This is a genomic window from Aliirhizobium sp. YIM B11859 (assembly GCF_057163345.1).
In genome coordinates, this window is the sequence record NZ_JBXHAY010000001.1 from 1027690 (window position 1) to 1048521 (window position 20832).

16 protein-coding genes are annotated in these 20832 nt (G+C 60.9%); 8 read left to right on the forward strand and 8 right to left on the reverse strand.

What is annotated here, in order from left to right; translation table 11 throughout:
* Window positions 1-2 precede the first annotated feature (2 nt).
* Both kdgD and AC2GXZ_RS04800 read right to left on the reverse strand, forming a co-directional pair.
* On the reverse strand, window positions 3-908 hold the full coding sequence (gene kdgD / locus AC2GXZ_RS04795; RefSeq protein WP_483758270.1) for a 5-dehydro-4-deoxyglucarate dehydratase: 906 nt from the start codon (window positions 906-908) through the stop codon (window positions 3-5).
* A gap of 73 nt (window positions 909-981) precedes the next feature.
* The gene (locus AC2GXZ_RS04800; RefSeq protein ID WP_483757961.1) at window positions 982-1734 is read right to left on the reverse strand and encodes a FadR/GntR family transcriptional regulator; all 753 of its coding nucleotides are present in this window, start codon (window positions 1732-1734) and stop codon (window positions 982-984) included.
* Between the two features lie 249 nt (window positions 1735-1983).
* Here AC2GXZ_RS04800 and AC2GXZ_RS04805 point away from each other — a divergent pair, with 249 nt between their 5' ends.
* From AC2GXZ_RS04805 to AC2GXZ_RS04825, 5 genes are all read left to right on the forward strand, one after another.
* Window positions 1984-2574: a DUF922 domain-containing Zn-dependent protease gene (locus AC2GXZ_RS04805; RefSeq protein WP_483757962.1), complete on the forward strand. Its 591-nt coding sequence runs from the start codon at window positions 1984-1986 to the stop codon at window positions 2572-2574.
* Between the two features lie 82 nt (window positions 2575-2656).
* Entirely contained in the window at window positions 2657-3805 is a 1149-nt protein-coding gene (locus AC2GXZ_RS04810) for a M20 family metallopeptidase (protein ID WP_483757963.1), read from the forward strand.
* Between the two features lie 16 nt (window positions 3806-3821).
* Entirely contained in the window at window positions 3822-5378 is a 1557-nt protein-coding gene (locus AC2GXZ_RS04815) for a VOC family protein (RefSeq protein ID WP_483757964.1), read from the forward strand.
* On the forward strand, window positions 5378-6355 hold the full coding sequence (locus AC2GXZ_RS04820; RefSeq protein ID WP_483757965.1) for an ROK family protein: 978 nt from the start codon (window positions 5378-5380) through the stop codon (window positions 6353-6355). Before AC2GXZ_RS04815 ends, AC2GXZ_RS04820 begins: the two co-directional genes overlap by 1 nt.
* Window positions 6339-7061, forward strand: coding sequence for a copper homeostasis protein CutC (locus tag AC2GXZ_RS04825; protein WP_483757966.1), 723 nt, complete (start codon window positions 6339-6341; stop codon window positions 7059-7061). Before AC2GXZ_RS04820 ends, AC2GXZ_RS04825 begins: the two co-directional genes overlap by 17 nt.
* 23 nt (window positions 7062-7084) lie before the next feature.
* Here the strand turns inward: AC2GXZ_RS04825 and AC2GXZ_RS04830 are convergent, their stop codons facing one another.
* Window positions 7085-8347 carry an AGE family epimerase/isomerase gene (locus tag AC2GXZ_RS04830; RefSeq protein ID WP_483757967.1) on the reverse strand — a complete coding sequence of 421 codons (1263 nt, stop codon included), beginning with the start codon at window positions 8345-8347 and terminating at the stop codon, window positions 7085-7087.
* 192 nt (window positions 8348-8539) lie between these two features.
* On the opposite strand from AC2GXZ_RS04830, the gene metH reads away from it, so the two are divergent.
* Window positions 8540-12316 (forward strand): methionine synthase, encoded by a 3777-nt coding sequence (gene metH, locus AC2GXZ_RS04835; RefSeq protein ID WP_483757968.1) that lies wholly within the window; start codon window positions 8540-8542, stop codon window positions 12314-12316.
* Window positions 12317-12408: 92 nt separating this feature from the next.
* On the opposite strand, the gene AC2GXZ_RS04840 is transcribed toward metH, so the two are convergent.
* The 5 genes from AC2GXZ_RS04840 to AC2GXZ_RS04860 all read right to left on the reverse strand — a co-directional run bounded on the left by AC2GXZ_RS04840 (window position 12409) and on the right by AC2GXZ_RS04860 (window position 17841).
* A complete protein-coding gene (locus AC2GXZ_RS04840) occupies window positions 12409-13746 on the reverse strand; it encodes an MFS transporter (RefSeq protein WP_483757969.1) in 1338 nt (445 codons plus the stop codon).
* 169 nt (window positions 13747-13915) lie between these two features.
* The gene (locus AC2GXZ_RS04845; protein WP_483757970.1) at window positions 13916-14977 is read right to left on the reverse strand and encodes an ABC transporter ATP-binding protein; all 1062 of its coding nucleotides are present in this window, start codon (window positions 14975-14977) and stop codon (window positions 13916-13918) included.
* Between the two features lie 9 nt (window positions 14978-14986).
* Window positions 14987-15775: an ABC transporter permease gene (locus tag AC2GXZ_RS04850; protein WP_483757971.1), complete on the reverse strand. Its 789-nt coding sequence runs from the start codon at window positions 15773-15775 to the stop codon at window positions 14987-14989.
* Window positions 15776-15785: 10 nt separating this feature from the next.
* Window positions 15786-16661: an ABC transporter permease gene (locus AC2GXZ_RS04855; RefSeq protein ID WP_483757972.1), complete on the reverse strand. Its 876-nt coding sequence runs from the start codon at window positions 16659-16661 to the stop codon at window positions 15786-15788.
* 76 nt (window positions 16662-16737) lie between these two features.
* Window positions 16738-17841 carry an ABC transporter substrate-binding protein gene (locus AC2GXZ_RS04860; RefSeq protein ID WP_483757973.1) on the reverse strand — a complete coding sequence of 368 codons (1104 nt, stop codon included), beginning with the start codon at window positions 17839-17841 and terminating at the stop codon, window positions 16738-16740.
* 539 nt (window positions 17842-18380) lie between these two features.
* Here AC2GXZ_RS04860 and AC2GXZ_RS04865 point away from each other — a divergent pair.
* Both AC2GXZ_RS04865 and AC2GXZ_RS04870 read left to right on the forward strand, forming a co-directional pair.
* Complete coding sequence (locus tag AC2GXZ_RS04865; RefSeq protein WP_483757974.1) at window positions 18381-19880, forward strand: amino acid permease; 1500 nt, start codon at window positions 18381-18383, stop codon at window positions 19878-19880.
* A gap of 205 nt (window positions 19881-20085) precedes the next feature.
* Window positions 20086-20799, forward strand: coding sequence for an AAA family ATPase (locus AC2GXZ_RS04870; RefSeq protein ID WP_483757975.1), 714 nt, complete (start codon window positions 20086-20088; stop codon window positions 20797-20799).
* Window positions 20800-20832: the final 33 nt, after the last annotated feature.

A 20832-nucleotide genomic window follows, 5' to 3' on the forward strand; every position in this document is an offset into this window, starting at 1 on the left:
CATTACCTTCTGTGACTGCCGATCAGCTTCAGAAGCATTTGCTCTTCTTCCTGCGTCAGGTCGTCAAGCGGCGGGCGGACCTTGCCGGCAGCAAAACCCTGCAGGCGCACGCCGGCCTTGATGGCCGAGACTGCATAACCCTTGCGGCGGGCACGCAGCGCCATGAACGGATAGAAGAAGTCCCTGAGGATTTCCTCGCAACGGGTGCGGTTGCCGGCGCGAAGCGCCTTGTAGAACTCGACCGCAAGGCCGGGAACAAAGTTGAAGACGGCCGACGAATAGGTGGTGAAGCCGGCACCGAGATAGGCTTCGGCAAAAAGCTCGGCTGTCGGCATGCCGCCCAGATACATCAACCGGTCGCCGAACGTGGCGGTGACCTGTCGGACAAGACCAATCTCGCCGGTGCCGTCCTTGAAGCCGATCAGGTTCGGGCATTCGTCACAGAGGCGCTTGAGGGTATCGACCTGCAGAACCGAGTTGTCGCGGTTATACACCATGACGCCGATGCCGACCGACTGGCAGATCTTTCTGACGTGCTGATAGAGGCCTTCCTGCGGTGCATCGATCAGGTAATGCGGAAGCAGCAGGATGCCGTCGGCGCCGGCCTTTTCAACGGCTTTGGCCATCTCGACCCCGACACGGGTGCCGAAACCACAGCCGGAGACGATCGCGGTATTGCCGGACGCTTCCTTGGCTGAGCGGACGATTGTCGGCACTTCATCGGGCGACAGTGAGAAGAATTCGCCGGTGCCGCCGGCGGCAAAGAGAACAGGCGCCTCGAAACCGGACAGCCATTCGATATGCTGCTGGTAGCTGTCCTGTTGAAACTCGCCTTCGGCGTCAAAATGGGTAACGGGAAAAGACAGCAAGCCAGCGCCCAGCGCTGCCTTGATCTCATCAGGCGTCATCATGAAAATTCCTCTCGAATGTCTCCTCCAGACAGGAATTGTCGTACAAATTGGCCTGACTTATGTCAACAAGTTATCTGGCATCTTCGCGGATAGCGCGCAGGAGATTTCGGTAACGCAACTGGCTGCCCTTGAGATGCTGGCGCATTGCATCGCGGGCGCCTTCTTCGTCACCGCTGGAGATGGCGGCGACGATCGCCTGATGTTCGTCGACGAGCAGGCTGATATAACCGGACTGGTCGGCATCCTTGTCGTCATCGCGCAGGGCGGCGCGCGGGATGACGTTGCGGCCGATCATGGTGAGGAATTCGCGGAACCGCGGATTGTTGGTGGCGTCGGCGATTGCCAGATGCAGGGCGAAATCCGCCTCGCTGGTCGGCCGGTTGGCGTCGAGGCTGGCCCGCACCGCATAGTGGCGGTCGATGATCACTTCTTCCTGCGCCGGGGAACGCCGAAGTGCCGCAAGCCCGGCCGATTCCACCTCGACGGCTGTCCTGAGTTCCAAAAGCTCGATCATCGAGGACACGCGGGCGAGATCGATATGACCGAGCGTGAGGTTGAAGGGTGGCGGCGTCGGCGTCGCCTGCAGCACGAAGACGCCGGCACCCTGGCGGGCTTCGACCAGGCCATCGGCACGCAATGCTGCGATCGCCTCACGCACAACCGTGCGGCTGACACCGTGCGCGAGCGTCAATTGCGCCTCGCTGGGCATCCGCGTTCCCGGGTGGAACTGGCCTTCGGCAATGGCCTTGCGCAGCGTTTCGCTTAACTGTACGGCGCGGGTCTTGGGAGATGCAGCGAGGTCTGCGTGACGGTCTTCGCTCATGGATATGGTGCCTCCCGGGCTTGGTCCCCCGGTTCCGGCCGGGGTGATGCGCTCCTGCGCTATTGCTTGAGATGTATGACAAGTTAGCGTGCTTGTCACCCGATTATCAATCGTCGAAAATGTCGCAACCTGGCGCGTGTCCATTCCGAGAGAAAGGGCGTCGCGACGATCGCGTTGAAAATCCGTGGGCCAGCGTCTAGGACGTTTGCCAGGACAAAGTCGAGCTTTTCGGGGTGTGCCGTGCATTGGATGTTGAAGACCGCTGGCCTGATCGGCGCCCTGATGGTGGCACCCTCCGTGGCACGTGCCCAGTGGGCGCCGGTCGAACAGGTGAAGAGCTACACGGTGAGTGGCTCTACCGGGATCGAGCTTTATTCGCAGATCGGCGAGAAGGGACCGTTGGTCGGCGGCGGCATGCGCACCATTGCGCATACCGATTTCAAGCTTCTGTGGTCCCGCAAGTATGAACCGCAACCCGATGGGGCCTGCACGCTGGTTTCGGCAAAGCCGAGCCTGACGCTGATCTACACGCTGCCGAGGGCGGGAAAGCTGCCGGACAATCTCAAGGCCAAATGGCAGGTTTTCACCGAGGGCGTGCGCCGCCACGAGCTGCATCATGGCGAGATGATCGTCGATATGGTCAAGGAAATCGAGGCGGTGAGCGTGGGCCTGTCGGTGCCGAACGATCCGAAATGCGCCCGGATAAGGCAGGAGCTCACCTCCAGGCTCGGGGAGATCTCCAACCGCAACCGCGAGCGGCACCGGGATTACGACAAGGTCGAGATGAACAATGGCGGCAATGTCCAGCAGCTCATTCTCAATCTGGTGAACGAGCGGTAGCAAGCGATCGCAGCCGTTGCCCGCGCATCATTCGTCGCTATAGTCCCGTTCAGCAAGTGCGTGACATATCAGAGGTATTTCGATGACCATTTCCGTTTCCGCGGCCGATATTGATGACAGGGTTTTGCTGGAGGAGCTCGTTCGCTGGGTCGAGATCGAGACGCCATCGAAGGATGCGGCTGCCGTCAACCGGCTGGCCGACCATGTCGAACAGTCGGCAAGGGCGGCAGCGCTTGACGTCGAGCGGCTGCCGGGAACGCTCGGGCTCGGCGATATTCTGGCGGTGCGGTCGCCGCGTGCCGAGGGCAGCAACGAAAAGAGCATTCTGGTTCTGGCGCATCTCGACACCGTGCATGCGCATGGGGTGATCGCCAAGCAGCTGCCGCTGAAGCGCGATGGCGACAAGCTTTACGGTCCGGGCATTTACGACATGAAATCCGGAGCGCTGATGGCGCTGGAGGCGTTGAAGATCGCAGTTGCCAAGGGCAGCCGGATGCCGATCGATCTGGTCTTCGTGCCGGATGAGGAAATCGGCAGCATTTCGTCGCGCGCCTTCATGGAGAAGCTTGCGGCGAGCGCCGGTTATACGCTGGTGGTCGAACCGGCTCGTGACGGCGGCAAGATCGTCGTCGGCCGCAAGGGCGTGGCGATGTACGATATCACCATCCGGGGACGCGCCTCGCATGCCGGCACGCGACCGCAGGACGGGCGCAGCGCCATTCGTGCGGCCGCGCGGCTGGTGCTGGATCTCGAGGCGCTGAATGATGCCGAGCGTGGCGTGACGGTGACGGTCGGCACGATCCACGGCGGAACCGGCCGCAACACGGTGCCGGCAGAATGCCGGATGGTCGTCGATGTGCGGGTGCCGGACGAGACGGCTGCCATCGAGATCACCGGCAAGATCGCGGCGATGAAGCCGGTCGATCCCGACATTACCTTCGAGATCGAAGGCCAGATGAACCGGCCGCCATTCGCGCAGTCGCAAGACGGCGTGACGCTATTCGATGCCGCCGCTGAAATTGCAGCCGAACTTGGCATCACGCTCGAGGGTGTTGTGACCGGAGGTGGTTCGGACGGCAATTTCACAGCGGCACTTGGCGTGCCGACGCTGGACGGGCTCGGCGCGGATGGTGCTGGGGCACATACATTCGAGGAATATATTTTCGTCAGCAGCCTTGCACCGCGCACCGCGCTGCTTGCGAACCTGATGATGTCGCTCGAACCGAAGTGAAGACAGGTAAAACGAAATGACCAGCGGCATCCATCATATCACCGCCATCACCCGCAAGATCCAGGCGAATGTCGACTTCTATGTCGGGTTTCTGGGGCTGCGGCTGGTCAAGCGCACGGCCGGTTTCGAGGATGCACAGCAGCTGCATCTGTTCTACGGGGATGGTGCGGCGACGCCCGGTTCGCTGGTGACGTTTCTGGCCTGGGAGGACGGTTCTCTTGGCCGCGTCGGGCACGGGGCACCGAGCGAGATCAGCTTTGCGATCGATCGCGAGGCGATCGGCTTCTGGCTGACGCGGGCACTGCAATGCAATGTCAAGATGACCGGGCCGACACAGGAATTCGGCGAGCCCGTCCTGCGGCTGACCGATCCGGACGGGATCATCGTCAAGCTGGTCGGTGTCGATGACTATGCCGGCTGGGTCTGGTGGAGCGAAGGCGGGATCAGCGAGGCGGATGCGATCCGCGGAATTCGCGGCGCGACCATTCTGTCGGAAAAGGCTGACGAGACCGTGGGTTTCCTCGCACGGCATACGGGTTTCGAAGCCGGCGCCAGTGAAGGTGCCGTCCAGCGGCTGGTTTCGGACAGCGGCCAGATCATCGACGTGCGCAATGCCGGCGGGTTCTGGACGGCGGCGCCGGGGACGGGCACGATCGACCATGTGGCGGTGCGTGCCAATGACGTCCAGTCCGTGGACAATCTGTACCACGTTCTGGAGAAAGAAGGCGCAGGCGACATCAATGTCCATGACCGGCATTATTTCTATTCACTTTATGTGCGCGAGCCGGGCGGAACGCTGATCGAGGTGGCGACCGATGCGCCGGGCTTTACCGCCGACGAAACGCTGGAAACGCTCGGGTCGGAACTGTTCATTCCGAAACACTTCAAGGCCGATCATGCCGCGCTGAAGGTGATGCTGCCGCAATTCGGCTTGCCGGGCGAGGAGCGGATCACCTACCGCGACCTGCCTTTCGTGCATCGCATCCACATGCCGGAGCATTGGGACGGCACGACGCTGGTGCTGCTGCATGGCAGCGGCACAAACGAGACCGCGATGCTGCCGCTTGGTCGCAAGGTGGCACCGAATGCGATGCTGATCGGGCTGCGCGGACGCTCGACGGATGAGGGCTCGCCGCGCTTCTTCCGCCGCTTCAGCCAGACGACCTTCGACCAGAAGGAGATCGCCTCCGAGGCCGACGCCTTCGTCGCTTTCATAGAGGATATCGGCCCGGCCTATGGGACGGATCCGGCGCGGACCGCGTTTCTCGGTTATTCCAATGGCGGCAACATGCTCGGCGCGACGATGCAGCTTCGTCCGGAGGCAATCGGCAAGGCCATCCTGCTGCGCTCGATGAATGTGCTGGAGGAACGGCCGGTGGTCGATCTTTCCGCTGTGCAGATCCTGTCGTTGAGTGCCACCGACGATTTTTACGGTCCGCTGGCCGGCGAACTGGAAGACCGACTGCGGTCTGCAGGTGCCGAACTGACGGCGAAGGTTCTGGATGCCAATCATGGGCTGGGGACCGAGGACGAGGTGATCGTCCGGGACTGGCTTGCAGAGCGGAATGCATGATGCAGCCCGGTTCTTCGTTTCGCGATGAGATCGGGCAAGGCGTGCCCGTGCTCTGTGCCGATATCGGCGGGTCGTTCATCAAGTTCGGGATCTCGCGGGAAGCGGGGCAGGTGGAGGAACTGGAGCGGGTGGCGGTGCCGAAGGCGGACTGGCGCGAGCTTGCCGATACACTGCAGCGACTTGCGGATCACGCCGATCCGTCGAGGATATTGCCGCTGGGATTGTCGACGGCGGGGCTGGTCGATCCGGTGACGGGGAAAGGGCTTTCGGCCAACATTCCGTGCCTCACGGGGCTGCCGATTGCCGAGACGATTTCCACGGTGACCGGGCGCTCCGTGTTCGCCGCCAATGATGCCGACTGCCTGACGCTGGCGGAAGCCAATGACGGAGTGGGGCGAGGGCATGCCGTGGTGTTCTGCATCATCATCGGCACGGGGATTGGCGGCGGGATTGCGGTCGATGGCCGTATCCTGCGCGGTGCTGGCGGCGTGACCGGCGAATGGGGGCATGGTCCGGCGTTGAACACCGGCGTGGAAATCGGCGGCCGGCAGGTTCATGTGCCGCGGTTTGCCTGTGGCTGCGGCCAATCGGGTTGTGTCGATACGATCGGCGGGGCGCGGGGGATCGAGAAACTGCACGGGCTGTTTCATGGTGAAGAGCGCAGCAGTTACCGGATCATCGAGGATTGGCAGGCAAAGGACGTGCGAGCGGGTGAAACGATCGCGGCCTATCTGCAGCTTGTGGCGGATCCGCTGGCGGTTGCCATCAACACGGTCGGCCCGTCGATCGTGCCGGTCGGCGGCGGACTTGCTTCGGCCGGTGCGTTGATTGCGGCCCTGGATGAAGCGGTCCGGGCACGGATCCTCAACCGTTTAGACAGGCCGTTGCTGGTGCCGGCACTTCGTCGCGAGGATGGCGGGCTGCTGGGCGCGGCCGTCCTGGCGCGGCAGGGAGTGTCCGATGTCCGTGCTGCTTGAGGTCTGTGTCGACAGCGCCGAGGGATTGGCTGCGGCGATCGGCGGCGGCGCGCAGCGGATTGAATTGTGTTCGGCGCTCGATGTCGGTGGCCTGACCCCGTCGAAGGGGTTGATGACGCTTGCGGCCAAGGCGCCGGTGCCGGTCTATGCGATGATCCGCCCGAGGGCTGGCGATTTCGTTTTCGATGCACCGTCGCTGCAGGTGATGGTGGCCGATATCGATGCAGCACGTGCCTGCGGGCTTGCAGGTGTCGTGCTCGGCGCCAGCCGGACGGATGGGCGGCTTGATGTCGATCTCCTGAGGGGGCTGACGGAGCGGGCGAACGGAATGGGCCGGACGCTGCATCGGGCCTTCGATCTGGTCCCTGACCCGGACGAGGCGCTGGAGCAGGCGATCGAACTCGGGTTCGAGCGGATATTGACGTCGGGGCTTGCGGTGAAGGCACCGGACGGGGTTACTGTTTTGAGCCGCCTTGTCGAGCAGGCCGATCGCCGGATCTCGATCATGGCCGGCAGCGGCGTTACCGCGGCCAATGTTGCGGATATCGTTGCCGCAACCGGGGTTCTGGAGGTTCACGCCTCATGTCGCCTGCCGGTGATATCGGCGGATGATGCGCTTGTGCGGTATGGTTTTGCGGCCCGGCAAGAGTGCCGGACCAGCTTTGACGTCGTCAGCGAGATGCGCGTGGTGCTGGGAAGCCTTTGAGCCCCAGCCCGCGAGAACCCTGCTCAGGCGGAAAGATCGCCGCCAGCTTCCGCGATCATCTTGGTCAGGCTGCCATCCGCCGGATAGAGCGGGATGAGGCAGGCCTGGAAGGCGTGATAGATATCGCCCTTGCCGGGAAAAAGCGTGTGGGCGGGAACGAGATTTTCGGTCAGTTCCTCGTGCCAGCCGCCGTTTTTATGGTCGATGAAACGGTTGGCGATGGTGCTCCAGATCAGCCGGTAGCTGTCTTCGAAAAACGGATCGTGGGGCAGATGCTGGTTGATATAGTGGGCGGCACCGGCGGCCTCGCACATCGGCCACCAGAGCTTGTTGGTCTTGGCCGGCTTGTCTTCCCAGTCGAGCGTGTAGAAGAAGCCGCCTTTTTCCTTGTCCCAGCCCAGTGACATGGCCTGGACGAAGAGGTTTTTGGCCGCATCCGGCATCCAGGCGTGTTTCTTATCCCCAAGCACCCAGAGCTGCAGCGTCAGGCGTGCCCATTCCAGCGCATGGCCGGGCGTGGTACCGGCCGGGCGGAACATTTCATCCGGGTGATAATAATTCTGGTTGAGGTTCCAGCTTGTGTCGAAATGTTCGCCGACGCGGAAGGCGGTCGCCCCGGCGAGGCGGCGGATGATGAGGTCGGCAATGCTTTCCGCCTTGTCCAGATAATGCTGTTCGCCGGTGGCCTCATAGGCTGCCATCAGCGCCTCGGTGAGATGCATGTTGGAGTTCTGGCCGCGATAAAGACCACCGTCTATCGGCCCCCATTCGGCCGTGAATTCCTCGGCGATGGCACCATGTTGCTTGTCCCAGAACCGGGTTTCGAGCACCTCGGTGATGTCGGCCAGCATCCGGTCGGCGAGCGGATGGCCGATGACCTTGGCGGAAGACGCGGCAAGCAGCACGAAGGCGTGGCCGTATCCCTGCTTGTTGGTGTCGGCAGGGCCATCATCATTCATCGACCAGACGTAACCGCCGTGTTTCTGGTCACGGTGGCCGTTCCAGAGGAAATTCATGCCATGGTCGATCAGGTCGCCGGCGCCGGGGCGGCCGAGCATGTAGGCGATCGAGAAACAATGGACCATGCGGGCAGAGGCGTGGATGCCGCGAACCGGATTGGCGCCCGGCAAGGGGCGGCCCTCGTCGTCGAGGTCGTAAAAGCCGCCTTTGGGATTGATGGCGCGATACTGGAAGAAATCCATCAGGCTTTGCGCCTGGCCAAGAAGCCAGTGGCGATGATAGGGAAGATCGCTCCAGAATTTCGACGGCTGATCCGTTTCGCTCATGCTCTTCTCCCTTGTGCGTCAACGCTTTACATAGAGGCTATAGTGATATGGGCCAGAGCTGTCATCGATAAATGCGGGCAAGAAATGCTGCGACAAATCGGACTATAATTGCGACGTCGATGCTGGACTTCACATAAAGGCATCTTTATATGGTTATGGACCTATCAATTTAAATCTGCCAGGAGTGTTGCTTTGTTTGATGATCTCTTCGGTTCCGAAGCCGCACCCCGCGACGGCGTAGAAATCCTCAATGCGCTGAAGGCTGCAGCGCGGGAGCGCATTCTCGTCATCGACGGCGCCATGGGGACGCAGATCCAGGGGCTAGGGTTCAACGAGGACCATTTTCGTGGTGAACGCTTCATCGGTTGCGCCTGTCATCAGCAGGGCAATAACGATCTTCTGATTCTCACCCAGCCGCAGGCGATCGAGGACATCCATTATCGCTACGCGATGGCTGGTGCCGACATTCTCGAAACCAATACCTTTTCCTCGACCCGCATTGCCCAGGCGGATTACGAGATGGAGGGTGCCGTCTATGATCTCAACCGCGATGGCGCACGGCTGGTGCGACGCGCGGCGATCCGGGCCGAAAAGGAGGACGGCAAGCGTCGCTTCGTCGCCGGCGCTATCGGACCGACCAACCGCACGGCGTCGATCTCGCCGGATGTCAACAATCCCGGCTACCGCGCCGTTTCGTTCGACGATCTGCGGATTGCCTATGGCGAACAGATCGACGGGCTGATCGATGGCGGCGCCGACATCATCCTGATCGAAACGATCTTCGACACGCTAAACGCCAAGGCCGCGATCTTTGCCTGCGAGGAGCGGTTTGCCGCCAAGGGCATTCATCTGCCGGTGATGATCTCGGGCACGATCACCGACCTTTCCGGCCGTACGCTTTCCGGTCAGACGCCATCGGCCTTCTGGAATTCGGTACGCCATGCCAACCCGTTCACCATCGGGCTGAACTGCGCGCTCGGAGCCGATGCGATGCGTCCGCATCTGCAGGAGTTGTCAGGTGTTTCCGACACGTTCATCTGCGCCTATCCGAATGCCGGCCTGCCCAATGAGTTTGGCCAGTATGACGAGACGCCGGAGATGATGGCGCGCCAAGTCGAGGGTTTTGCCCGCGAAGGTCTGGTCAACGTCGTCGGCGGCTGCTGCGGCTCGACGCCGGACCATATCCGCGCGATTGCCGAGGCGGTTTCCAAACACAAGCCGCGGGCCATCCCCGAACATGTGCCGTTCATGTCGCTGTCTGGCCTCGAGCCCTTCGTGCTGACCAAGGACATTCCCTTCGTCAATGTCGGCGAGCGCACCAACGTCACCGGCTCGGCCAAGTTCCGCAAGCTGATCACCAATGCCGATTATACGGCCGCCCTTGCCGTTGCCCGCGACCAGGTGGAAAACGGCGCGCAGGTGATCGACATCAACATGGACGAGGGCCTGATCGATTCGGGCCATGCGATGGTCGAGTTCCTCAACCTGATCGCCGCCGAGCCGGATATCGCCCGTGTGCCTGTGATGATCGACTCGTCGAAGTTCGAGATCATCGAGGCAGGCCTGAAATGCGTTCAGGGCAAGCCGATCGTCAACTCGATCTCGCTGAAGGAAGGCGAGGAAAATTTCCTGAGGCAGGCACGGCTGATCCACAATTACGGTGCAGCCGTCGTGGTGATGGCCTTCGACGAGACCGGACAGGCCGATACCTATGACCGCAAGGTGGAGATCTGCAGCAGGGCCTACAAGATCCTGACCGAGCAGGCGGGGATCGCCCCGGAAGATATCATCTTCGACCCGAACGTCTTTGCGGTTGCGACCGGTATCGAGGAGCATAACAATTACGGCGTCGACTTCATCGAGGCGACCCGGACGATCCGCCAGAGAATGCCGCTCGTGCATATTTCCGGCGGTGTCTCCAACCTGTCCTTCTCGTTCCGCGGCAACGAGCCGGTGCGCGAGGCGATGCATGCCGTGTTCCTCTATCATGCCATCCAGGCGGGCATGGACATGGGCATCGTCAATGCCGGCCAGCTTGCCGTCTATGACCAGATCGATCCGGAGCTGCGCGAGGCCTGCGAAGATGTCGTGCTCAACCGCCGTGCCGACGGCACCGAGCGGCTGCTCGAAGTTGCCGAGCGTTTCCGCGGCGGGCCGGGCCGTGAAGCCAAGGTGCAGGACCTGTCCTGGCGCGAACGGTCGGTGGAAGAGCGTATCTCGCATGCGCTGGTCAATGGCATTACCGACTATATCGAGGCCGATACGGAAGAGGCACGGCAGACGGCCGAGCGCCCGCTGCATGTCATCGAAGGGCCGCTGATGGCCGGCATGAATGTCGTTGGCGACCTGTTCGGTTCCGGCAAGATGTTCCTGCCGCAGGTGGTGAAATCCGCCCGCGTGATGAAGCAGGCCGTGGCCGTGCTTCTGCCCTACATGGAAGAGGAAAAACGCCTGAACGGCGGCGACGAGCGCAAGTCTGCGGGCAAGATCCTGATGGCGACCGTCAAGGGCGACGTGCATGACATCGGTAAGAACATCGTCGGCGTCGTGCTGGCCTGCAACAATTACGAGATCATCGATCTGGGCGTGATGGTGCCGGCCACCAAGATCCTCGAGACTGCGATTGCCGAAAAGGTCGACATTATCGGGCTCTCGGGCCTGATCACCCCGTCACTCGACGAAATGGTGCATGTGGCCGCCGAAATGGAACGGCAGGGTTTTGAGGTTCCGTTGTTGATCGGCGGGGCAACGACCAGCCGTGTTCATACGGCGGTCAAGATCCATCCGCGTTATGAAAAGGGCCAGACGGTTTATGTGACCGATGCCAGCCGTGCCGTCGGTGTCGTTTCGCAGCTGCTGTCGAAGGATGCCAAGGGCGGTTACGTCGACGGCATCCGTGGCGAATACGCCAAGGTGGCCGCGGCCCATGCACGTGCCGAAGCCGAAAAACAGCGGCTGCCGATCGCGCGTGCCCGCGCCAATGCGGAAAAGGTCGACTGGGCAGCCTACGCGCCGGTCAAGCCGCAGTTTACCGGCACGAAAGTGTTCGAAAGCTACGATCTCGAGGAACTGGCCAAATATATCGACTGGACACCGTTCTTCCAGACCTGGGAATTGAAGGGGCGTTACCCGGCAATCCTCGAAGACGAGAAGCAGGGCGAAGCGGCACGGCAGCTGTGGACCGACGCGCAGGCGATGCTCAAAAAGATCATTGCTGAAAAGTGGTTCCGCCCGCGTGCGGTGATCGGCTTCTGGCCGGCCAATGCCGTCGGCGACGATATCAAGCTGTTTGCCGGTGACGATCGCCAAAAAGAGCTTGCGACCTTCTACACGCTGCGCCAGCAGCTTTCGAAGCGTGACGGCCGGCCGAATGTGGCGCTGTCGGATTTCGTCGCTCCTGTCGACAGCGGCAAGCCGGATTATGTCGGTGGTTTCGTCGTTACCGCCGGTATCGAGGAAGTGGCGATCGCCGAACGTTTCGAACGGGCGAACGACGATTATTCGTCGATCCTCGTCAAGGCGCTGGCCGATCGTTTCGCCGAGGCATTTGCCGAGCGCATGCACGAACGGGTCCGCAAGGAATTCTGGGGTTATGGAGCCAATGAAGCCCTGACGCCGGACCAGTTGATCTCCGAGGACTATGCCGGCATTCGTCCGGCGCCCGGTTATCCGGCCCAGCCGGATCATACGGAAAAGGCGACACTGTTCAGCCTGCTCGATGCGACCAATGCGACGGGCGTGACGTTGACGGAAAGCTACGCCATGTGGCCGGGCTCGTCGGTCTCCGGCATCTATATCGGCCATCCGGCAAGCTATTATTTCGGGGTTGCCAAGGTGGAGCGAGATCAGGTCGAGGACTATGCGAACCGCAAGGGCATGCCGGTTACGGAAGTCGAACGCTGGCTTGGGCCGGTGTTGAACTACGTGCCGGGTGGTGCTGCTGCCGAGAAGATCGACGACGCAGCCTAAGCTAAGTCACGCACTTCATGAACTGAATCAAGAAGCCGGAAAGTTGAATAACTTTCCGGCTTCTTGTTTTTGAAACGTTGTGAAATTGGCGATCAGCCCTTGGCCGTTCTGGCGGTCAGTTCCTCGATCCCGGCGTCGGATTCGACGGTTTCGCCGTGGAATGTCAGGTAGACGCCGAGGCCGGTCGTCAGTGCCGCGATGAACAGCAGATACCAGGCATGCGCCATCGGGTTGAGCGGCAGCATGGTGGTGACGGCGATCGGGGTGAGGCCGCCAAAGATGGCGTAGGAGATGTTGTAGGAGAAGGAGAGGCCGGAGAAGCGGACGCGGGCCGGGAAGGCGCGGACCATGACGTAAGGCACTGCGCCGACCATGCCGACCGCCAGGCCCATCACGGCGTAGAGTACGAAGACGACGGTGATCGATACCGAGGCGTAAGAGTAGAAGGCCCAGGTCGCGGCACCGAAAACGATGCCCGCTGCGGTGAAGAAACGGCCCGAGCCGATGCGATCAACGATGGCACCGGCGGATGCCGTGCCGACGATCAGGAACAGCGTGCCGAAGCTGGTTGCTGCCAGCGACTGCTGGGCGGTGTAGCCGTAAAGCTTCTGCAGGAAAGTCGCGGTCATCAGCGTGGTAACGACGATGCCGGCAGAGAGGATCCAGGTCAAAAGGATGGAGATGACAACGCCGCGTGTGTGGTCGCGCAGCACGGTCTTCAGCGGCAATTCAGGAGCGAGCTGACGGCTTGCCTTCATCTCGGTGAAGATCGGCGTTTCCTGCAGCCAGCGGCGCAGATAAACGGCGACGAGGCCGAAAATGCCGCCAAGCAGGAAGGGAATGCGCCAGGCCCAGTCATGGATGATGTCGGGCGTGAACACGGTATTGATGATCGTTGCGATGAACGAACCGAGCAGGATGCCGAGCGTCAGGCCCGAGCAGAGGAAACCGCAGGCGAAACCGACGCGGCGGAAAGGCACGTGTTCGGCGACGAAGGTCCAGGCGCCGGGGACTTCACCACCGATTGCGGCACCCTGCAGGATGCGCATGACGATCAGCAGGATCGGGGCGGCGACGCCGATCGTCGCATAGGTCGGCATCAGCGCCATGCCGAGCGTCGACAGCGCCATCAACAGGATGGAGAAAGCGAAGACGCGCTTGCGGCCGAAGAGGTCGCCGAAATGGGCAAGCACGATGCCGCCGATCGGGCGGACCAGATAACCGGCGGCGAAAATGCCAAAAGTCTGGATCAGCACCAGCCAGTCGGGCATGTCCGGTGGAAAGAACAGCTTGCCGATGACGGCTGCAAAAAACACGAAGATGATGAAGTCGTAAAACTCCAGCGCGCCGCCAAGGGCGGCAAGGCCGAGAGTGCGGAAATCCTGTGCGGTAAGGCGGCGGGGCGGCGCTGAAGAGGTGATCGTGGACATGGAGCTCAACTGACTTTGCAATAGAAGATCGTGCCGGCAAAAGCGGCTTTCCCGCAATGCGGCATTCCGGCCGGCATTTCAAGGTGAAAGGCCATGCAATCATGGCGTTTGTCGCTGATTAAGTGTCGTTGGACAGCGGGGGCTGGCGGACTGCCGCAGTCGTCCTCGATCAATCCCTGACGAGCAGCAGGTCGCCGGCGTTGAAGCGCAACGTCACGGTCTCGCCCGGCTGCGGCAGAACCTTGTCCGGGGCGTTGAACATGTCGAAGGAAATCTGGTTGCCGCCGACATCGATCTTGGTGCGGATGACCGAGCCGAGGAAGTTCGTCATCAGCACCCTGCCGGTCAGCGCCGTATCGCCCTTGGCGCTTTCGGCCAACGAACCGGCTTCGGGGCGAAGCGCGATCGAGACCTTGTCGCCACCTTTCAGACTGCCGATCGGTTCGCGCAGGGTGATGACATTCTCGCCGATCTTCACGGTATTTGCCGCAGGGTCGACGACCGTCGCATCGATGATGTTGAGCGTGCCGACGAAAGAGGCAACGAAACGGGTGGCGGGGCGGTTGTAGATGTCCGACGGGGTGCCGATCTGGTCGGCGCGGCCGGCATTCATGACAACGATGCGGTCGGAGATCGACAGCGCCTCTTCCTGGTCATGGGTGACGAAAACGGTGGTGATGCCGAGCTGTTTCTGGATCAGGCGGATTTCCTCGCGCAGCGAGACGCGGATCTTGGCATCGAGCGCCGAAAGCGGTTCGTCGAGCAGCAGGACCTGCGGCTTCGGCGCCAGCGCACGGGCAAGCGCCACGCGCTGCTGCTGGCCGCCGGACATCTGATAAGGGTAACGATCTGCGAGATGTTCGAGATGGATCAGCTTGAGCATCTCCTTCACCCGCGTCTCGATCTCGGATTTCGGTTTGCCGGCGACCTTGAGGCCGAAGGCGACGTTGTCGAAGACGGTCATGTTGGGGAAGAGCGCATAGGCCTGGAAGACCATGCCGATATTGCGCTGGCTGGTCTTCAGGCCAGACTGGTTTTTGCCGTTGATGGTGATCGTGCCGTCGCTCGGGATCTCGAAGCCGGCAATCATCCTGAGGATCGTGGTCTTGCCGCAGCCGGAAGGTCCGAGAAAGGAGATGAATTCACCCTTCTCGATCGACATGTGGAAATCCTTGACGACTTGCGTCTGGCCGAAGCTCTTCTTGAGGCTGTCGAGGACGAGAAACGACATGAGAAATCCTTAGGCCTTGGCAGGCGTCAATTTGCTGAAGCGGGAAACGAGCTGGAGAAGGCCCATCGAAAGCCAGGTGATGGCAAAGGCGATGATTGCCAGCGCCGATGGCTCATAGGCCTTGTTGGCGCCGACGAGCTGCAGATAGGGACCGAAGGCGGGTCGATTGAGAAGAGCCGCCATGGTGAACTCGCCGATGACGATGGCAAAGGTGATGAAGGCGCCGGAAAGCACGCCGGACATGACATTCGGGAAGATGCAGCGGAACAGGATGGTCGGCCATTTGGCGCCAAGGATCTCGGCAGCCTCCGTCAATGTGCGGACATCGATGGTGCGCATCGCGGTATCCACCGAGCGATACATATAGGGCAGGGACAGCGTGATGTAGGACATCACGAGCAGCACGTTGGTGCCGAAGGTCGAGCCGGTGAACGGGATATAGGACGAGGAATTGTAGAGGCGCAGATAACCGAAGACGATGACGATCGCCGGGATGACCAGCGGCATCAGAGTGATGAATTCAAGCACAGGGCGCATCTGCGGCAGGCGCAGGCGGACCCAATAGGCGGTGGGCACGACCAGCAGCATGCCGAAGATGATGGTGAACAGCGCCATCAGGATCGAGAAACCGAAGGTCTGCTGGAATTGCAGGTCGGAGAAGACCGAGCCATAGGAATCGAAGGAATATTGCCCACGGCGCATGCGCAAGGAAAATTCGAATGTGCCGAGAAGCGGTATGAAAAAATAGATGACGCCGATGGCGATTGCGAGCCAGGCGAAGAACTTGCTCATCTTCATGGTCGCGCCCTCACTTCTGCCAGCGTTCGGCGCGCATGCGCAGCCAGATATAGAGAATGTTGGAAATGCCGGTAATGACGATCATGCCGAGCGCCAGCGCATAACCGAGATTTGGATTGTGCAGCACGTCGCCACGGATCTGCGCGTAGAGCAGGATCGGCACGATGTTGAGCGAGGAACCGGTCAGCGCGTAGGCGGTGGCGATGGCGCCGAAGGCGTTGGCGAACAGGAGCAGAGACGTACCAAGCAGGCTCGGCCAGAGGATCGGCATCGCCACCATGCGCCAGTATTGCCAGGTCGATGCACCGAGGATCTCCGAGGCCTCGCGCCATTCCTTCTTCAGTCCGTCGAGTGCCGGCGTCAGGATCAGCACCATCAGCGGGATCTGGAAGAACATGTAGGTGATGGTGAGGCCGAAGAAGGACAGGAGGTTGAAGCCCGTCGAATAGAGATTGAAGCCGAACCAGTCGCGCATGAAGACTGTGACGAGGCCGGTGCGGCCAAGCGTGGCGATGAAGGCGAAGGCGAGCGGCACGCCGGCAAAGTTCGAGGCAACGCCGGAAAATGTCAGAAGGCCGGAGCGGATCCAGGAGGGGAGACCACCGAGCACGATCGCCCAGGCAAGAAAGAAACCGATCAGGGCGCCGCCAAGCGAGGAGGCGAAGGAAACCTTGATCGAAATCCAGTAGGCCGAAAGGATGGTCGGGGTGAAAAGGTCACCGATATTCTTGAAGGTGAACTGGCCGTCCGGGGTGAAAAAGGCGCCGGTGACCAGATAAAGCGTCGGGATGATCAGAAACATCAATGCGAAGATCATGAACGGCGCGATGCCGAGCCAATCGACGACGGTCCGGCGGTCGATGAAGGACGTGGATGCGGTGCTCATGAGCGGATGTTTCTGCCGGAGTAAGAAAAACCTCCCCGCCTTTCAGTCTGAAGGCGGGGAGGCTGGCTATCTCAAGTTACTTGACGTTGGCGCCGACGACGCTGTCCCACTTGGTGGTGATGGCGGTCTTGCCTGCGGCCTGCTCGTCGAGCGTCGGGAACTTGGCCTTTTCATAGGCGGCAGCCGGCGGCAGGGCGTCGAGCATTTCCTTCGGGATCTTGTTGTTCTTGGCAAGATCGTTGAAGCGGATCGGGTGGCAATAACCCTTCAGGTAACCGAGCTGGCCTTCGTCGGAATAAAGATATTCCATCCACAGCTTGGCAGCGTTCGGGTGCGGTGCGAAGGCGGAGATCGCCTGGACGTAGACGCCGGCGACAACGCCGGAGGCCGGTACGACGACTTCGAGCGGCGGGTTGCCCTTCAGAGTGTCGCGCCAGGACAGACCGTTATAGTCCCAGGCGATGACGATCGGGGTGGAGCCCTGAGCAAGCGATGCGGACTTGCCGATGACGGGAACGAAATTGCCTGCCTTGTTGACGTCGGCAAACAGTTTCAGGCCGGCTTCGCCAATCTTGGTGGCGTCTTTCTCGCCGGCAGCGAGGCCAGCGGCGTAGACGGCCTGAACGGCCTGGTTCGAGGTGCGCGGATCACCGGCGAGAGCGACCGAGTTGGCGTAATCGGACTTGGCGAGGTCTGCCCAATCCTTCGGCGCGTTCTTGACGATATCGGTGTTCACGACGAAGGAGAGAACGCCGTAATAATCACCGTACCAGTGACCGTCGGCATCCTTGGCATCGGCCGGGATCGAATCCCAGGTCGAGACCTTGTAGGGCTGGATCAGGCCTTCGGCCTTGGCAGACGGGCCGAAGGACAGGCCGACGTCGATGACGTCAGGAGCCTGCGGACCGGAATTGCCCTTGTTGGCCTTGATCGCTTCGATTTCGTCGCCCGAACCGGCATCCGGGTTCAGCTCGTTGACTTCCAGCCCATACTTGGCCTTGAAGCCGGCAATGATGTCGCCGTAACCGCACCAGCTGTGCGGCAGCGCGATGGTGGTGAGCGAGCCTTCCTTCTTGGCGGCGGCGATCAGATCGGCGCTCGGCTCGGCAAAGGCGAACGAGGTGGAGGCGACGACTGCGGCAGTCGTCAGCGAGAGCAGACGGTGAGCGTTCTTGAGCACGGATGTCCTCCTGAGGTTTTATCGTGTCGGCGGCGACTCGTAGTGCCGTTTCGTGAACTGTATGTGACAGGTCAGGTCGCGATCTTCGGCCAATAAGTTCCCGATGTGAAAGCATTTTTTGCGACTCGTCAGGTCGCAAAGCGCCGCCGCCTGTGGATAACCGGGCGCTGGTGTCGCTGGTACGACAGAAGCGGCGCAAATACGTCACGAGAAGTTGAAACTTTCGTTTGACGGCGCGTTGAAAGTGAAGAATTCTTTGCTGCAACTATTTATTTAAATTTTCAAAGACGTTCTCATCAAGCCATGTTCGCAAACTATCCGGCCTTGAAGAGCGATTGAAATACACAAGGACTGGTCGAGGGATCGCGACCATCTGCCATGACGCGCCGGATTTTATGGTGCGGACATAACGACAAGATCCCCTGGGAGCCGTCAAAGCCTGTGTCGTGCCGCACCGAAACATCGGGCGTCACAACCGAAGACAGGGCGCATCCGGCCGTTGGGGCCGGGGCCCGTTGCTTTGAGCAGGAGTAAGGGGAATGGAAAGTTCATCTGCGGGCGTCAGCTACAAAAAGGCCGACGCCTCCTATTTCGACAAGCGCGGCCTCTCGCGTTATGCCGGGGTCTGGTCGCTTTGGGCGCTTGGGGTCGGCGCCGTCATTTCAGGACATTTTTCCGGCTGGAATTTCGGTTTCGCAACCGGCGGATGGGGCGGCATGCTGGTGGCCGGCATCATCATCGCCATCATGTATCTCGGACTGACATTCTCGATCGCCGAAATGAGCCCGGCGCTGCCGCATACGGGGGCTGCCTATTCGTTTGCCCGCACGGCGATGGGCCCGTGGGGCGGGTTTCTCACCGGGTTATGCGAGAACGTCGAATATGTGCTGACGCCGGCGGTCATCGTCACCTTCATCACGGCTTACGTAAATTCAATCCTGGGACTTGATCCCGTCTATTCGCCGATCTTGTGGATCATCTTCTACATCATCTTCCTGGCGCTCAACATTTTCGGCCTCGAACTGTCGTTCAAGGTAACGCTGGTGATCACCATTATTTCGCTGGGCGTGCTGGTGTTCTTCTGGATCAGCGCCATTCCAAACATGGATTTTTCACGCTGGGCACTCAATATCGGCGTCGGGCCCGACGGTGCGGCGATCGAACTGCCGGACGGCAACGGTCCGTGGTTCCCCTTCGGCATAACGGGCGTGCTTGCGACGCTGCCTTTTGCCGTCTGGCTGTTTCTCGCCATCGAGCAGCTGCCGTTGGCAGCAGAAGAATCGGTCGACCCGAAGCGTGACATGCCCAAGGGCATCATTCTCGGCATGATGACGCTGATGCTTTCGGCCTTCATGATCGTCTTGCTCAACCCGTCGCTGCCGGGTGTCGGCTCGTTCCATCTGTCATCGGCGCTCGAGCCGCTGCTGGATGGTTTCAAGTCGGTCTATGGTGATGGCGGTGTCGTCATTCTCGGCCTCGTGGCGCTGACCGGGCTGATCGCCAGCTTCCACACCATCCTTTATGCGCAGGGCAGGCAGGTCTATTCGCTGTCGCGTGCAGGGTATTTCCCGACCGTGCTTTCGATCACTCACCCGACCTACAAGACGCCATACGTGGCGATGTTGACCGGAGCCGTGGTCGGTCTTGCTGTGATGATGGTCATCTGGTTCTCACTCGGCGCGGAGGCCGGCGGCAGCGCGATCGGCAGCGTGCTTTTGAACATGGCCGTCTTCGGGGCGATGTTCTCCTATATCATGCAGGCGATCTCGTTCATCATCCTGCGCAAGAAACTGCCGAATATCGAGCGGCCGTTCCGTTCGCCGCTCGGCATTCCCGGTGCGGTCCTGACGGTGATCATCGCCGTCGTGACGCTGCTCTACCAGGTCCAGGATCCGAACTTCTTCAAGGGCGTGGTCTGGGTCGTCATCTGGTTTGCCGTCGCCATCGCCTATTTCGCGCTGGTCGGCCGTCACCGGTTGATTCTTTCGCCGGAAGAAGAGTTCGCGATGGAGCACAAACAGGCGGCATCACTCGCCTGATCCGTCGAGCACGGTAACAATCGGCGGCCATCGGGAAGGTGGCCGCCGATTGTGATGCAGTTAGGCACCATTTCTCTTCGATTGGATTTGGAGATGCCTGAATTAATCTTCGGTTAACCATGTTTGGAAAGGATGCAGGTCAAGGCACCATGCATCGGGTGCCTCAAGAGCGATGCGGCTCGAGATCGCCCTCCAAGGACGGACAATGCCTGTAATTTCATTTGCCAATGCCAAGGGCGGGGCTGGAAAAACCACCGCCGCGCTGTTGCTTGCCACCGAGCTTGCCCATCAGGGTTTTCGCATCACCATCATCGACGCCGATCCGCAGCGCTGGATCAGCCAGTGGCAGGAAACCTCGGGCAAGGTCCGCCATATCGATGTGGTTTCCGAAGTCTCCGTCGCTTCGCTGCAGGTGCACTTGCGGGAATTGGCGTCAGTGACCGACTATTTCATCATCGATCTCGCCGGTGCCCGCGATGCACTGGTGACCACCGCTCTCGGCCTTTCCGACCATGTCTTCATCCCGGTTCAGGGATCGGCGATGGACGCCAAGGGGGCGGCGCAGATCCTCGATCTTCTGACGCTGCTCAAGGATAAGGCGAAGCTCGACATCGAACATTCCGTCGTGCTGACGCGGGTCACCTCGATGGTCACGACCAGGGCGCTTGTCGCGATCAAGGGACTGCTCGCGGCAAAGGGTGTCAATGTTCTGGCGACGCCGATCGGCGAACGCATCGCCTTCAAGGAACTGTTCGAGACCGGCGGTACGCTGCACACGATGGACCCGGCGAAGGTGAGCAATGTCGACAAGGCGAAGGACAATGCCCGCGCCTATGCAAAGGAAGTGCTTAGCCTGATGCCGGTGAAGGTGACGCGCTCGGCGGTTTCGCGCCTGATCGGGCTTGGCCGGGGTCTCTGACTTTATCCAGGTCTTCGGGAAAAACATGGGCGG

Excerpts from the sequence above, each read along its gene's own strand:
- kdgD (WP_483758270.1), bottom strand. The coding sequence starts at position 908 with ATGACGCCTGATGAGATCAAGGCAGCGCTGGGCGCTGGCTTGCTGTCT.
- AC2GXZ_RS04800 (WP_483757961.1), bottom strand. The coding sequence starts at position 1,734 with ATGAGCGAAGACCGTCACGCAGACCTCGCTGCATCTCCCAAGACCCGC.
- AC2GXZ_RS04805 (WP_483757962.1), top strand. The coding sequence starts at position 1,984 with ATGTTGAAGACCGCTGGCCTGATCGGCGCCCTGATGGTGGCACCCTCC.
- AC2GXZ_RS04810 (WP_483757963.1), top strand. The coding sequence starts at position 2,657 with ATGACCATTTCCGTTTCCGCGGCCGATATTGATGACAGGGTTTTGCTG.
- AC2GXZ_RS04815 (WP_483757964.1), top strand. The coding sequence starts at position 3,822 with ATGACCAGCGGCATCCATCATATCACCGCCATCACCCGCAAGATCCAG.
- AC2GXZ_RS04820 (WP_483757965.1), top strand. The coding sequence starts at position 5,378 with ATGCAGCCCGGTTCTTCGTTTCGCGATGAGATCGGGCAAGGCGTGCCC.
- AC2GXZ_RS04825 (WP_483757966.1), top strand. The coding sequence starts at position 6,339 with ATGTCCGTGCTGCTTGAGGTCTGTGTCGACAGCGCCGAGGGATTGGCT.
- AC2GXZ_RS04830 (WP_483757967.1), bottom strand. The coding sequence starts at position 8,347 with ATGAGCGAAACGGATCAGCCGTCGAAATTCTGGAGCGATCTTCCCTAT.
- AC2GXZ_RS04840 (WP_483757969.1), bottom strand. The coding sequence starts at position 13,746 with ATGTCCACGATCACCTCTTCAGCGCCGCCCCGCCGCCTTACCGCACAG.
- AC2GXZ_RS04845 (WP_483757970.1), bottom strand. The coding sequence starts at position 14,977 with ATGTCGTTTCTCGTCCTCGACAGCCTCAAGAAGAGCTTCGGCCAGACG.
- AC2GXZ_RS04850 (WP_483757971.1), bottom strand. The coding sequence starts at position 15,775 with ATGAAGATGAGCAAGTTCTTCGCCTGGCTCGCAATCGCCATCGGCGTC.
- AC2GXZ_RS04855 (WP_483757972.1), bottom strand. The coding sequence starts at position 16,661 with ATGAGCACCGCATCCACGTCCTTCATCGACCGCCGGACCGTCGTCGAT.
- AC2GXZ_RS04865 (WP_483757974.1), top strand. The coding sequence starts at position 18,381 with ATGGAAAGTTCATCTGCGGGCGTCAGCTACAAAAAGGCCGACGCCTCC.
- AC2GXZ_RS04870 (WP_483757975.1), top strand. The coding sequence starts at position 20,086 with ATGCCTGTAATTTCATTTGCCAATGCCAAGGGCGGGGCTGGAAAAACC.